Origin of the sequence: Salmonella sp. SAL04162, from assembly GCF_046551535.1 — a bacterium.
Lineage (GTDB): Bacteria > Pseudomonadota > Gammaproteobacteria > Enterobacterales > Enterobacteriaceae > Salmonella > Salmonella enterica.
In genome coordinates this window covers 331,792-345,886 of the sequence record NZ_JBGDVX010000005.1, presented here as the reverse complement: position 1 = coordinate 345,886, position 14,095 = coordinate 331,792, and the positions used below count along the sequence as shown (strand labels likewise).

10 protein-coding genes are annotated in these 14,095 nt (G+C 52.7%); 7 read left to right on the top strand and 3 right to left on the bottom strand.

Translation table 11 applies throughout. From position 1 onward, the window contains the following. The first annotated feature begins 51 nt into the window (after positions 1 to 51). From rstA to tus, 5 genes are all read left to right on the top strand, one after another. Positions 52 to 783: a two-component system response regulator RstA gene (rstA, locus tag ACLJRH_RS12895; RefSeq protein WP_001080048.1), complete on the top strand. Its 732-nt coding sequence runs from the start codon at positions 52 to 54 to the stop codon at positions 781 to 783. A 478-nt stretch (positions 784 to 1,261) separates the two neighbouring features. Then, complete coding sequence (gene ompS2 / locus ACLJRH_RS12890; protein ID WP_023137427.1) at positions 1,262 to 2,413, top strand: porin OmpS2; 1,152 nt, start codon at positions 1,262 to 1,264, stop codon at positions 2,411 to 2,413. A 152-nt stretch (positions 2,414 to 2,565) separates the two neighbouring features. Then, positions 2,566 to 4,272, top strand: coding sequence for an amidohydrolase (locus ACLJRH_RS12885; RefSeq protein ID WP_072105312.1), 1,707 nt, complete (start codon positions 2,566 to 2,568; stop codon positions 4,270 to 4,272). A gap of 110 nt (positions 4,273 to 4,382) precedes the next feature. Continuing rightward, the gene (rstB, locus tag ACLJRH_RS12880) at positions 4,383 to 5,684 is read left to right on the top strand and encodes a two-component system sensor histidine kinase RstB (protein ID WP_023137425.1); all 1,302 of its coding nucleotides are present in this window, start codon (positions 4,383 to 4,385) and stop codon (positions 5,682 to 5,684) included. Between the two features lie 75 nt (positions 5,685 to 5,759). Then, positions 5,760 to 6,689, top strand: coding sequence for a DNA replication terminus site-binding protein (tus, locus tag ACLJRH_RS12875; protein ID WP_000092489.1), 930 nt, complete (start codon positions 5,760 to 5,762; stop codon positions 6,687 to 6,689). Here tus and fumC read toward each other — a convergent pair. Then, a complete protein-coding gene (gene fumC, locus ACLJRH_RS12870) occupies positions 6,686 to 8,089 on the bottom strand; it encodes a class II fumarate hydratase (protein WP_000259117.1) in 1,404 nt (467 codons plus the stop codon). The genes tus and fumC overlap by 4 nt on opposite strands. Before the next feature lie 167 nt (positions 8,090 to 8,256). Further along, complete coding sequence (gene fumB, locus ACLJRH_RS12865) at positions 8,257 to 9,903, bottom strand: class I fumarate hydratase (protein WP_000066609.1); 1,647 nt, start codon at positions 9,901 to 9,903, stop codon at positions 8,257 to 8,259. Between the two features lie 199 nt (positions 9,904 to 10,102). Between fumB and manA the strand changes: the two genes are divergently transcribed. Continuing rightward, a complete protein-coding gene (gene manA, locus ACLJRH_RS12860) occupies positions 10,103 to 11,278 on the top strand; it encodes a mannose-6-phosphate isomerase (protein WP_001170625.1) in 1,176 nt (391 codons plus the stop codon). A gap of 102 nt (positions 11,279 to 11,380) precedes the next feature. Beyond that, complete coding sequence (locus ACLJRH_RS12855) at positions 11,381 to 12,889, top strand: YdgA family protein (RefSeq protein WP_000753341.1); 1,509 nt, start codon at positions 11,381 to 11,383, stop codon at positions 12,887 to 12,889. Positions 12,890 to 12,946: 57 nt separating this feature from the next. Here the strand turns inward: ACLJRH_RS12855 and ACLJRH_RS12850 are convergent, their stop codons facing one another. After that, positions 12,947 to 13,975, bottom strand: a complete 1,029-nt coding sequence (locus ACLJRH_RS12850; protein WP_000951918.1) for a Mal regulon transcriptional regulator MalI — start codon at positions 13,973 to 13,975, stop codon at positions 12,947 to 12,949. Positions 13,976 to 14,095 lie beyond the last annotated feature (120 nt).

Genomic DNA, 14,095 nt, shown 5'->3' with positions numbered 1-14,095 from the left:
AGGGAAAACAGAGGCGGTGTATGTTGGCGTTTTCTATTCTCCATTTATAATATGAACCGCATTGTATTTGTTGAAGACGACGCTGAAGTGGGTTCTCTCATTGCCGCTTATCTGGCGAAACATGATATTGATGTCATTGTTGAGCCGCGTGGTGACCGGGCGGAGGATCTTATCCTCACCACTCAGCCCGATCTGGTTTTACTGGATATTATGCTTCCAGGTAAAGATGGCATGACGATATGCCGCGATTTACGCCACCGCTGGCAAGGCCCGATTGTCCTGCTCACCTCGCTGGACAGTGATATGAATCATATTCTGGCGCTGGAGATGGGCGCCTGCGACTACATCCTCAAAACCACGCCTCCGGCCGTTTTGCTGGCGCGTCTGCGCTTACACCTGCGGCAAAGCGAACAAACGCAACAGGCAAAAAGTCTTCAGGAGAGCGCGCTTACGCCGCATAAAGCGCTGCGTTTTGGCGCGTTAACCATCGATCCCCTAAACCGGGCGGTCCAGCTCAACGGCGATTTCATATCGCTCTCCACCGCCGATTTTGAATTGCTCTGGGAATTGGCGACACACGCCGGACAAATTATGGATCGCGACGCGTTGCTAAAAACGCTGCGCGGCGTCAATTATGATGGTCTGGATCGCAGCGTGGATGTGGCGATTTCCCGCCTGCGTAAGAAACTGCTGGATAGCGCTGCTGAGCCCTATCGTATAAAGACCATTCGCAATAAAGGCTATCTTTTTGCCCCTCATGCCTGGGACGAAACGACGGGATAAGTTAGCTGCAGCTTTTACCTGCCTTTATCAAGTCATAGTGGCGATGCTCATCACCGCCACTGTTCAAAAAACAGACATTGTATACATGGATGCTATTTTTATTAGTCGGAACAGCCCCTTTATTACCGTTTTCTCTGCGTTGTGGTTCATGATTACGTCTTTTTCGCTCAAGAAAATTAAATTAAAAAAACTCGAAGCCAGTTCACAAAATTGATAACAGAATGTCTGCCCGCCGCTATATTGCCATCTTTTTTCGCAAATTGTGAAATAAAACAAATCACAACCATGAATATATAATAACAAATATATTCACCATAAATATATGCGTTTCCGATAGTAACTTTTGTATTAATTAATAACATATAAGAAAAGTTAGCATTTGCTGAAATAATATTATTCAGATTAGGATGCCTTTGATTCAACGAATCTGTAGAAGTTCAATCTTTTGCAAATAAGTTAAGTTTTTAAGGATAAAAAAATGAAAAGAAAAGTATTGGCACTTGTCATCCCGGCTCTGCTGGCTGCTGGCGCAGCACACGCCGCTGAAATTTATAACAAAGACGGCAACAAACTGGACCTTTACGGGAAAGTAGACGGCCTGCACTATTTCTCTGATGACTCTTCTAAAGATGGCGATCAGACCTATATGCGTTTCGGCTTTAAAGGCGAAACACAGATTAACGACCAACTGACCGGTTACGGCCAGTGGGAATATAACGTTCAGGCTAACACTACCGAAGGCGAAGGTGCTAATTCCTGGACTCGTCTGGCATTCGCCGGGCTGAAATTCGGCGACTACGGCTCATTCGACTATGGTCGTAACTACGGCGTCCTGTACGACGTGGAAGGCTGGACCGATATGCTGCCTGAGTTCGGCGGCGACTCCTATACTTACGCTGACAACTACATGACCGGTCGTGCTAACGGCGTGGCCACCTACCGTAACACTGATTTCTTCGGTCTGGTAGACGGTCTGAACTTCGCGTTGCAATATCAGGGTAAAAATGAAAGCCAAAGCGCTGACGATGTAAATATCGGTACCAATAACCGTAATAATGGCGACGATATTCGTTACGATAACGGTGATGGCTTCGGTATTTCTACTACCTATGATATTGGCATGGGCTTCAGCGCAGGCGCTGCGTATACCACTTCCGATCGTACTAATGAGCAAGTCAATGCTGGCGGCACGATTGCTGGCGGCGACAAAGCGGATGCATGGACAGCTGGCTTGAAATATGATGCCAACAACATCTATTTAGCGACTATGTATTCTGAAACCCGTAATATGACGCCTTATGGTAAAACGGACCCGGGTTATGCTGGCGGCGTAGCAAACAAAACGCAAAACTTCGAAGTTACAGCCCAATATCAATTTGATTTCGGTCTGCGCCCGGCGGTTTCTTTCCTGATGTCTAAAGGTAATGATCTGACCTATAACAACGTTAATGGCGATGATAAAGACCTGGTTAAATATGCTGATGTAGGTGCTACCTACTATTTCAACAAAAACTTCTCCACCTATGTTGATTATAAAATCAACCTGCTGGATGATGACGACCAGTTCTATAAAGATGCCGGTATCAGCACTGATGATATCGTCGCGCTGGGTATGGTTTACCAGTTCTAATTATTCATTAATTCTTCTCAAGCCCGCCGTTTCGGCGGGCTTTTCTTTTTTTATCACCACCGTTCTAAAAACAGAACGCACTGTTCCCTGGGCACAGATTGAACAATTCTTGTTCGCTCTCTATGGTTTGCTTATCGCCCGACAAAAGGAACATGCTAATGATCAGTCTCGTCCCGTCTCTGATTTCCAGAACCACTCTTCTCTTTCTGCTCACGGCCACAGGCGCAGCCACCGCCGCCCGCCCGGCAGCGGATATTATTTTGCATAACGGTAATATCATCACTCTGAATGATGCCCAGCCGCAGGCCAGCGCGCTGGCGATTTCCGGCTCGCGGATTGTGGCGATTGGCGATGATACGGCGACAAATGAATGGCGCGGCGACCATACCCGTACCATCGATTTACAGGGTAAAACCGTGATACCCGGTCTGACCGATACCCATATCCACGCCATTCGCGGCGGACAAACCTGGACATTCGAAACCTACTGGTACGACAGCCCTTCGCTTAAAGACGCGCTGGATAAATTACGCGCCGACGCGAACCGTCGTCCCCACGATCAATGGGTAGCCGTAGTGGGATCGTGGATACCGGCGCAATTTGCAGAAAACCGGGCGCCGACGGTAGCCGAATTGAGCCACGCCCTTCCCGATCATCCGGCTTATATTCAGTATCTTTACGACTATGCGTTAGTGAATCAGCGCGGTATAGACGTACTTGGCCTTAACGACACCCCTCCTCCTGATTTAGCGGGAATCCGCGTAGAGCGCGACGCAAAAGGTAGCGCCACGGGGAAATTATTTGGTGACATCGCCGCGTTTAACCAGCTTTTTGCCAGCATAAGTAGTAACGCCGATCGCGAGGGCGGTCTGCGACAATTTTTCGCTGATATGAACGCTCGCGGCGTGACCGGCATCATTGATCCCTCTGCCGGGCCTGCCGCCGCTTATGAGCCTTTATTTGCAATGCGAAACCAGGGGGATTTACCGCTGCGCGTGGGGTATCGCATTCCGGTACAGCCAGAAGCGAAAGGTCATGAAGCGCAGTGGTTCAGCAACCTGATGGCCTTTCGCCCGGCGCGTGCCGATGACGGGCAACTGGCTTTTCTTGGTCTGGGAGAAAGCCTGGTGGCCGGAATGAATGACGGCGTGCGGATGGCCCCAGGATTTTCTTCCTCAGAGCAGGATAAAACCGCGCTTCGCCAGGTCGCGACGTTTGCGGCAAAACGGGGAATACCGCTTGAGATCCACGCCTATACCGATGACAGCGCCGACGCGATATTGACGATTTTTGAGCAGGTAGCGCAGCAGTACGATCTGCGACCTCTCCGCTGGTCTATTGCGCATCTGAATACCGGTTCGCCACAGACGCTTGAGCGAATGCGTAAGCTGGGCCTGGCATACACTGTGCAAATGGGGCCTTACTTTGAGGGGCTTGCCATCCGTGACGCCAACCCACCCGGCGCGACGGACAATTCGCCGCCGGTTCGACTGGCGCTGGATAAAGGGCTTGTCGTGGCTGGCGGTACCGATTCGACGCGTATTGGCATTGCCGGTGTCTGGCACGCTATCGAATATCATATCACCGGTATAGCGTCAGGTGATTCCGTGCGTAAACCCGCCAGCGAGCGGCTCACGCGTCTGGAAGCGCTAGCGTTATATACACGTCATGCCGCCTGGCTCGCCTTTGCCGAACAACACCGGGGCCAGCTTAGCGTCGGAAAACAGGCCGATCTGGCGGTACTCAATCAGCCATTTATGACGATGCCGGAAGACAGAATTGATACCATTCGCGCTGTTTTGACGCTTGTCGATGGACGCATTGTTCACGAAAGTCCGGACCTTAACGCCGGACAATGAGGTTGTCAGTTGACGCAAAGCCTGCTTTTATAACCCACCAGCGGCGCTGACGGGAAATCTTTTCCGTCAGCGCGCGATAGAGCTAATGTATTAAGATCCGGTGGGCGTTGATGAAAAAGCTGTTTGTGCAGTTTTACCTTTTGCTGTTCGTCTGTTTTCTGGTCATGACCTTATTGGTCGGACTGGTGTACAAATTCACCGCCGAACGCGCGGGCAGGCAATCGCTCGACGATCTGATGAAAAGTTCGCTCTATCTGATGCGCAGCGAACTGCGGGAAATCCCGCCGCGTGAATGGGGGAAAACGTTAAAAGAGATGGACCTGAACCTCTCTTTCGATTTACGCGTTGAACCGCTAAATCACTATAAGCTTGATGCCGCCACCACGCAGCGACTGCGTGAAGGCGATATTGTCGCGCTTGACGATCAATACACCTTTATTCAACGTATCCCGCGCAGCCATTACGTCCTGGCGGTTGGCCCGGTTCCCTATCTCTATTTCCTGCATCAAATGCGACTGCTGGATATCGCCTTAATGGCGCTCATTGCCTTTTCTCTCGCCTTTCCTGTGTTTATCTGGATGCGCCCGCACTGGCAAGAAATGCTCAGGCTCGAATCCGCCGCGCAGCGCTTTGGCGAGGGTCATTTGACTGAACGCCTGCACTTCGATAATGGCTCCAGTTTCGAACGTCTGGGCGTCGCGTTCAACCAGATGGCGGATAATATTAATGCTCTGATCGCCAGTAAAAAACAGCTGATTGACGGTATCGCCCACGAACTTCGCACGCCGCTGGTACGTTTACGCTATCGGCTTGAAATGAGTGAAAATCTGACACCGCCTGAATCACAGGCGCTCAATCGCGATATTGGTCAACTGGAAGCGCTGATTGAAGAACTGCTCACCTATGCGCGCCTTGACCGACCGCAAAATGAACTGATGTTGACCGAACCCGACCTCCCCGCCTGGTTGCTCGCGCATTTGCAGGATGTGCAGAGCGTGAACCCGGAACGTGCCGTAAACCTTCTCACATCTGTAATTGGCGATTATGGCGCGCTTGATATGCGGTTAATGTCGCGAGTGCTGGATAACCTGCTGAATAATGCGTTGCGCTACAGTCGTACCACCGTTCAGGTCAGTCTGTTACTCGACGGCAGTCAGGCAACGCTGATAGTCGAAGATGACGGCCCCGGCATTGAAGCGGATGCGCGAGAGCGCGTATTTGAACCTTTTGTCAGACTCGACCCCAGTAGAGACCGGGCGACAGGCGGCTGCGGGCTTGGACTCGCCATCGTACACTCTATCGCCCTGGCGATGGGCGGTAGCGTCGTCTGTGACGAGAGCGAACTGGGCGGCGCAAAATTTAGCTTTCACTGGCCGGTCTGGCACGCGATGCCCGACATGACCGCTGCCTGACGTATTTTGCACGCTGGTTGAGCGGCGGGAACTGTGCTATACAGATAGTATGTTGTAACTAAAGTGAGTAATACCATGTCCCGCTACGATCTCGTTGAACGCCTGAATGGCACTTTTCGCCAGATAGAACAACACCTGGCGGCGCTGACGGATAATCTACAGCAGCATTCGCTACTTATCGCCCGTGTCTTTTCACTGCCGCAGGTGACCAAAGAGGCGGAACATGCGCCGCTGGATACTATCGAGGTAACGCAACATCTGGGGAAAGAGGCCGAAGCGCTGGCGCTACGTCACTATCGCCATTTGTTTATTCAACAGCAGTCCGAAAACCGCAGCAGTAAAGCCGCTGTCCGCCTGCCTGGCGTCTTATGCTATCAAGTGGATAATGCGACACAGTTAGATCTGGAAAATCAGATACAGCGCATTAACCAGTTGAAAACTACCTTCGAGCAGATGGTTACGGTAGAGTCCGGTCTTCCCTCAGCGGCACGTTTTGAGTGGGTGCATCGGCATCTACCCGGCTTAATTACGCTGAACGCTTACCGCACGCTGACGCTTATCAATAACCCCGCCACCATACGTTTCGGCTGGGCAAATAAACATATTATTAAAAATTTAAGCCGGGATGAGGTTCTGAGCCAGTTGAAAAAAAGCCTCGCGTCGCCGCGCAGCGTCCCGCCGTGGACGCGCGAACAATGGCAATTCAAGCTGGAACGGGAATATCAGGATATCGCTGCCTTACCGCAGCAGGCCCGACTCAAGATTAAGCGTCCGGTTAAAGTACAGCCGATCGCCCGCATCTGGTATAAAGGCCAGCAGAAACAGGTGCAACACGCCTGCCCCACGCCGATTATCGCATTAATCAACACGGACAACGGCGCTGGCGTACCGGATATTGGCGGGCTGGAAAACTATGACGCCGATAATATTCAGCACCGTTTTAAACCACAGGCGCAACCGCTGCGACTGATTATTCCGCGACTGCACCTGTATGTGGCGGATTAACGTCCCGGCGTCATACTGCCAACCATTAACTCCGGACGTACCCAGGCGTCGAACTCCTCGTCGCTAAGGTATCCTAATGCCACGGCTGAGGCTTTGAGCGTCAGCCCTTCTTTATGCGCCTTCTTCGCAATCTCCGCCGCTTTATCGTAACCGATGTGCGTATTCAGCGCAGTGACCAGCATCAGCGACTCATTCAGCAACTGCGTAATACGCTCGCGGTTTGGCTCGATTCCTGACGCACAGTGTTGATTGAAGCTCGCCATGCCATCGGCCAGCAGGCGCACCGTTTGCAGAAAATTATGGATAACCATCGGACGATAGACGTTGAGCTCAAAGTTGCCCGATGCGCCCCCCATATTGATGGCCACATCGTTACCCATTACCTGGCAACATAGCATCGTTACCGCTTCACACTGGGTCGGGTTCACTTTACCAGGCATAATGGAACTGCCTGGCTCATTTTCCGGGATAGCAATCTCGCCAATGCCGCAGCGCGGGCCGGACGCCAGCCAGCGAACATCGTTGGCGATTTTCATCAGCGAGGCCGCCAATCCTTTTAATGCGCCATGCGCCTGAACCAACGCGTCACAGGTCGCCAGCGCTTCGAATTTATTCGGGGCGGTAACAAATGGCGCTGCGGTAATCGTTGCCAGTTCCTCGGCCACGCGCCGGGCATATTCCGGGTGGGTATTAAGCCCTGTCCCCACTGCGGTTCCGCCGAGCGCCAGTTCCGCGACGTGCGGTAAACTGTGCTCAATGTGCCTGAGGTTATGTTCCAGCATGGCTACCCAACCGGAAATCTCCTGGCCTAAGGTGAGCGGCGTCGCGTCCTGCAGGTGAGTACGGCCAATTTTGACAATATCGGCGAAAGCGTGGGATTTATCGCGAAGCGTATCCGTTAATGCGGATAATTGCGGGATGAGGTGTTCGCGTAACGCCAGTAACGCCGCCACGTGCATGGCGGTTGGGAACACATCGTTTGAGCTTTGACTCTTATTGACGTCATCATTGGGATGCACCTTGCGCTCCATACCGCGAACGCCGCCCAAAATTTCACTGGCGCGGTTCGCTAACACTTCATTCATATTCATGTTGCTTTGCGTACCGGACCCGGTCTGCCAAATCGCCAGCGGAAACTCATCAGCATGTTTTCCCGCCAGCACTTCATCAGCCGCCTGGATAATCGCGCTGGCTTTTTCCGCCGCCAACAACCCTAAGTCCTGGTTGACCTTCGCAGCGGCGCGCTTGGTCAACGCCAGAGCGTGAATGAGCGAGACGGGCATTTTCTCCGTGGAAATCCGAAAATGCTCCAGCGAACGTTGAGTCTGCGCCCCCCACAGTTTATCTGCCGGGACTTCAATCGCACCCATTGAATCTTTCTCGCGGCGTACCGTTACCATTACCTGCTCCTTACTCAAGTTGATGAGATCATGTGTCGACATTGCTCACATGTTTGCGGTCTTATGAGTATTAACGATAACAACACAACGGTGTAGACCGGATAAGGCGCTTGCGCCGTTCTCCGGCAAAATAGCGAATCATGTTACCGCCCCGCAGGGCGGCGACATTACTTAACGCAGCGCGCGCACTGCGATGACTGAATCTGCTGGAAGAAATCGTTACCTTTATCATCCACCAGAATAAAGGCCGGAAAATCCTCCACTTCAATTTTCCAGATAGCCTCCATACCCAGTTCAGGATATTCCACGCACTCCAGGCGCTTGATACTGCCCTGCGCCAGAACGGCTGCCGGGCCGCCGATACTGCCCAGGTAGAAGCCGCCATGTTTCTTACAGGCATCGGTCACCTGCTGGCTGCGGTTGCCTTTCGCCAGCATGATCATACTGCCGCCCTGCGACTGGAGCTGATCAACATAAGAGTCCATCCGTCCTGCGGTAGTCGGCCCAAGCGACCCGGAGGCGTACCCTTCCGGCGTTTTTGCCGGCCCCGCATAATAGATAGGATGATCTTTGATGTACTGCGGCAAACCTTCGCCTCTGTCCATCCGTTCTTTCAGTTTAGCGTGCGCGATGTCGCGGCCCACAATAATCGTGCCGTTCAGCGACAGGCGCGTTGATACCGGATACTGCGACAGTTGTTGCAGTATCTCGCTCATGGGACGGTTAAGATCAACGCGCACCGCCTCGCCCTCTCCCGCCTGGCGCAGCGCCTCAGGAATATATTTACCGGGATTGCGCTCCAGCTTCTCGATCCAGATCCCTTCCCGGTTGATCTTCGCTTTAATGTTTCGATCCGCGGAGCAGGACACGCCCATACCTACCGGACATGATGCCCCGTGGCGCGGCAATCGGATGACACGAATATCGTGAGCGAAATATTTGCCGCCGAACTGCGCGCCCAAGCCAAGATTTTGCGCCTCAAGCAACAATTCTTTTTCCAGCTCAATATCGCGGAAAGCCTGCCCGTGTTCATTGCCTTCGGTCGGTAGCGCATCATAGTATTTTGCCGAGGCCAGCTTAACGGTCTTCAGGTTCGCTTCCGCCGAGGTGCCGCCAATGACAAACGCAATGTGATACGGCGGACAGGCGGCGGTACCCAGCGTACGCATTTTATCAACGAGATAATTTTTGAGCTTACCCGGCGTCAGAAGCGCTTTTGTCTCCTGATAGAGGTAGGTTTTATTCGCCGATCCGCCGCCTTTAGCGATACAGAGGAATTTATATTCATCGCCATCGACGCTGTAGAGATCGATCTGCGCCGGCAGGTTAGTACCGGTATTGACCTCTTTGTACATATCCAGCGCCGCGTTTTGCGAATAGCGCAGGTTATCTTCGATATAGGTGTTATATACGCCGCGAGCCAGCGCCGCTTCATCACCTCCGCCAGTCCAGACGCGTTGGCCTTTTTTGCCGACAATAATGGCCGTACCGGTATCCTGGCAGGTGGGCAACACGCCCTTGGCCGCGATATCGGAGTTTCGCAGGAATTGCAGCGCGACATATTTGTCGTTTTCACTGGCCTGCGGATCGCGCAGAATATCCGCCACCTGCTGCTGATGCGCGGGACGTAGCATAAAAGACGCATCGTGGAAGGCCTGACGCGCCAACAGCGTTAGCGCTTCCGGCGCGACTTTCAGGATCTCTTGTCCTTCAAATTCGGCGACGGAAACATGTTCGCTGGTCAACAAATAGTACTCGGTATCGTCCTTTTTGAGGGGAAAAGGGTCTTGATAAAAGAAGGGTTTGTTTGACATTGTGCTCTCACTTACCGCTCGGTATGGTTATTCTCTGGGCAGGTGTTCCATTGCCCGACTCAAAGCGAGTAACACTATCCTACACAATTTTTTAACAAAAACTGAGACAAGTACGACTTTTTACGCCCGGAGGTTACTTCATGCGGGTTTCTTGGTTTAATACCTCCCATTAATCTCCACATTGAAACAGGGCTTGATAATGCAAAAACTCATTAACTCAGTGCAAAACTATGCCTGGGGAAGTAAAACTGCGTTAACGGAACTTTATGGCATCGCCAATCCGCAGCAGCAGCCAATGGCTGAACTCTGGATGGGCGCGCATCCCAAAAGCAGCTCGCGAATCACCACCGCCAACGGCGAAACCGTCTCCCTGCGTGACGCCATCGAAAAGAATAAAACCGCCATGCTGGGCGAAGCGGTAGCCAACCGTTTCGGCGAACTGCCGTTTCTGTTTAAAGTACTGTGCGCCGCGCAGCCGCTCTCTATTCAGGTACACCCGAATAAACGCAACTCCGAAATCGGTTTCGCGAAAGAAAATGCGGCGGGTATCCCCATGGATGCCGCAGAGCGGAACTATAAAGATCCTAACCATAAACCAGAGCTGGTTTTTGCCCTGACGCCTTTTCTGGCGATGAACGCGTTCCGCGAATTTTCTGACATTGTCTCTTTACTGCAACCTGTCGCCGGCGCGCATTCCGCTATCGCCCACTTTTTGCAGGCGCCAAACGCTGAACGTCTGAGCCAGCTTTTCGCCAGCCTGTTGAATATGCAAGGCGAAGAAAAATCCCGCGCGTTAGCCGTACTCAAAGCGGCGCTTAACAGCCAGCAAGGCGAACCGTGGCAAACGATCCGCGTGATTTCAGAGTATTATCCTGACGACAGCGGGCTTTTCTCTCCTTTGTTGCTGAATGTGGTCAAACTGAATCCCGGCGAAGCGATGTTCCTGTTTGCCGAAACGCCTCACGCTTATCTGCAGGGCGTTGCGCTGGAAGTCATGGCGAACTCCGATAACGTTCTGCGCGCTGGCCTTACGCCAAAATATATCGACATCCCTGAGCTGGTCGCGAACGTGAAGTTCGAACCTAAGCCTGCCAGCGAGTTGCTGACTGCCCCGGTAAAAAGCGGCGCGGAGCTGGACTTCCCAATTCCGGTTGACGATTTTGCTTTTTCACTGCACGACCTGGCGCTTCAGGAGACGAGCATCGGCCAACACAGCGCCGCGATTCTGTTCTGCGTTGAGGGTGAGGCGGTGTTACGTAAAGATGAACAGCGTCTGGTACTGAAGCCGGGTGAATCTGCCTTTATCGGCGCGGATGAGTCTCCGGTTAACGCCAGCGGCACAGGCCGTTTAGCGCGTGTTTATAACAAGCTGTAGCAACGTACTGAATTTTTTAACAACTCTTGCTAAGCTTATAACAGACGTAAAACTCCTCCAGGCGGTTTAATCCGCCTGGTTTCATTTTTATGGACAATTGATATGAAAAAAACACTGGTAGCTGCAGGTGTAGTAATTGCACTTGGCATCGTCTGGACAGGCGGCGCCTGGTATACGGGGAAAAAGCTGGAGAACCATCTTTCAGAAATGGTGACTCAGGCCAATGAACAGCTCAAGCGTACTGCGCCGGAGGCCGGTGTCGAATTAAGTTATCAAAACTACCAGCGTGGCGTGTTCAGTAGCCATCTGCAACTGGTTGTCAAACCGGTTGCCGGCGCAGACACTACCTGGTTGAAACCCGGGCAAAGCATTGTGCTGGACGAGTCCGTTTCACATGGTCCCTTCCCGCTCGCCCAGCTCAAAACGCTCAATCTGATCCCTTCTATGGCGTCGGTAAAAACCACCCTGGTGAATAACGATGCGGCAAAACCCCTCTTTGATATCGCGAAAGGCGACACGCCCTTTGTTATCAATACCCGCATTGGTTATGGCGGCGATACCCGCTCCGATATCTCTCTCAAGCCGTTAAACTACGAGAATGCCGGTGAAAAGGTCGCCTTTAGCGGCGGCGAGTTCCAGCTTAACGCCGATAAAGACGGTAATGTGGTTTCGCTGTCGGGCGAAGCGCAGAGCGGCCTGGTCGATGCCGTTAACGAATATAATCAGAAGGTCCAACTCACCTTTAATAATTTGAAAACAGACGGTACCAGTAAGCTGGCAAGCTTTGGCGAGCGTGTAGGCGACCAAAAGTTAACGCTGGATAAACTGTCCATCGCCATTGAGGGTAAAGAGATGGCGGTGCTGGAAGGGATGGAAATTGCCGGCAAGTCCGATCTCGTCAACGACGGAAAAACCATTAACAGCCAGTTGGATTACTCGCTTAACAGCCTGAAAGTGCAGAATCAGGATTTGGGCAGCGGTAAATTAACGCTGAAAGTCGGTCAAATCGACGGCGAAGCCTGGCACCAGTTTAGTCAGCAATATCATGCGCAAACGCAGGCGCTGTTGAATCAGCCGGACGTGGCGCAGAATCCTGAGCTTTATCAGCAAAAAGTTACTGAAGCGTTCTTTAGCGCTCTCCCCGTGCTGTTAAAAGGCGATCCGGTACTGACTCTGGCGCCGCTTAGCTGGAAAAACGCCAAAGGGGAAACCACGCTGAATCTGTCGCTGTTCCTCAAAGATCCGGCAACCACAACGGCACAACCGCAAACGCTGGCGCAGGAAGTCGACCGCTCCGTGAAATCGCTGGATGCGAAACTGGCAATTCCAATGGACATGGCGGTCGAGTTTATGACGCAGATAGCAAAGCTGGAAGGCTATCAGCAGGATGATGCGGAAAAACTGGCAAAACAACAGGTGCAGGGGCTGTCCGCAATGGGTCAGATGTTCCGACTGACAACGCTGAAGGATAATACTATCGCCTCCAGTTTGCAGTACGCCAATGGCCAGATCACGCTCAACGGACAAAAAATGCCGTTGGAAGACTTTGTCGGCCTGTTTGGAATGCCAGCGCTTTCCGTACCGGACGTTCCGGCGCTGCCTCAACAATAATCGCCTTGCCGGGTGTCGCGACGCTGCACCCGGTCTGCGCCGAACGACGCGCAGCCTCTACTTTTGCGTTACCAGGCGAGCGGCTATCGTTTGACTCCGCACATGGTGCTCGTCGTGAGCAATACGCTGCAATATTCGTTCGGCCAGGGTATAGCCTATTTCTCGCGCCGGCGTACTGGCCCAGATAATCGGCAGGTCGTCGAGGGCGTTCTCCGCCACATCAGCAAACGCCGCCAGCGACACCTGCTGCTCGAAATAACGATCGACACCACTCTCGCCACTCTGTCGTCCGGCTCTCAGCAGGCCAAACCACGCCCCCATCGCAATGGTTTCGTTGTAACAAACGACAGCGCTAATGGTCGGATTGTATCGCAACAGCGCGGTAATGCTTTCTGCTGCCTGCTTCTGACTGGAAGCGCATTCCACGACCCACTCGCTGTGAAACGGTAGACCGTATTTTAACAACGTCGCGCAATAGCCGCCCACGCGCTCCGCGCGGGTTAAAGATGCGCTTTGTCCTCCCAGCCAGGCGATGCGCTGATGGCCCTGACGAATAAGGTACTCCGTCAGGAGCTGCGCCGCCTGCATGTTGTCAGGCCGAACGGTATCCGCATCATCAAGATAGCTGGCGCGTGACGCAAACACCACCGGAATTCCTTGTGCGTCGGCCTGCGCTCTCAGCGCTTCGCTACTACCCGCCGCACCGGCGATCACCATGCCATCCACGCCCTGATTAAGCAGCATGGTAAAACGCTGATTTAGCTGTTCGCCATCTTTCCCCCCGTGCAGGAGAAAAACCATACGGCCTTGCGCTTCCAGCGCTTCCGTTAACCCGGCGGTCAATTCGGCATAAAAGGGTGCCGATAAATCACGCACGATCAAACCGATAACGCCGCTTTGCCCGCCACGCAGCGCGGACGCCTGGCGGTTACGCACAAAACCCAGTTGTTCAATTGCCGCGTTCACGCGCTCGCCGGTCGCGGCCGATATTCGCCCCTTGCCGCTCAGCACTAAGGAAACGGTGCTCACCGACACACCAGCCGCCAGCGCAACATCGTGGATAGTGATTTTTTTGGCGATAGCCATGTCAACAAATCGCTCCAGAATCTGACAGATAAAACGTTTTACCTATCCGTTATCTTTATACGCGTTATTATCGGTCAGTAATGTGATTAATGCCGCACTAAAATTTGATAAAACGTTTTA

Coding starts and splice junctions, on each gene's coding strand:
- fumC (WP_000259117.1), bottom strand. CDS start 8,089: ATGGTAACGGTACGCCGCGAGAAAGATTCAATGGGTGCGATTGAAGTC.
- ACLJRH_RS12855 (WP_000753341.1), top strand. CDS start 11,381: ATGAAAAAAACACTGGTAGCTGCAGGTGTAGTAATTGCACTTGGCATC.
- fumB (WP_000066609.1), bottom strand. CDS start 9,903: ATGTCAAACAAACCCTTCTTTTATCAAGACCCTTTTCCCCTCAAAAAG.
- manA (WP_001170625.1), top strand. CDS start 10,103: ATGCAAAAACTCATTAACTCAGTGCAAAACTATGCCTGGGGAAGTAAA.
- ompS2 (WP_023137427.1), top strand. CDS start 1,262: ATGAAAAGAAAAGTATTGGCACTTGTCATCCCGGCTCTGCTGGCTGCT.
- rstB (WP_023137425.1), top strand. CDS start 4,383: ATGAAAAAGCTGTTTGTGCAGTTTTACCTTTTGCTGTTCGTCTGTTTT.
- ACLJRH_RS12850 (WP_000951918.1), bottom strand. CDS start 13,975: ATGGCTATCGCCAAAAAAATCACTATCCACGATGTTGCGCTGGCGGCT.
- rstA (WP_001080048.1), top strand. CDS start 52: ATGAACCGCATTGTATTTGTTGAAGACGACGCTGAAGTGGGTTCTCTC.
- ACLJRH_RS12885 (WP_072105312.1), top strand. CDS start 2,566: ATGCTAATGATCAGTCTCGTCCCGTCTCTGATTTCCAGAACCACTCTT.
- tus (WP_000092489.1), top strand. CDS start 5,760: ATGTCCCGCTACGATCTCGTTGAACGCCTGAATGGCACTTTTCGCCAG.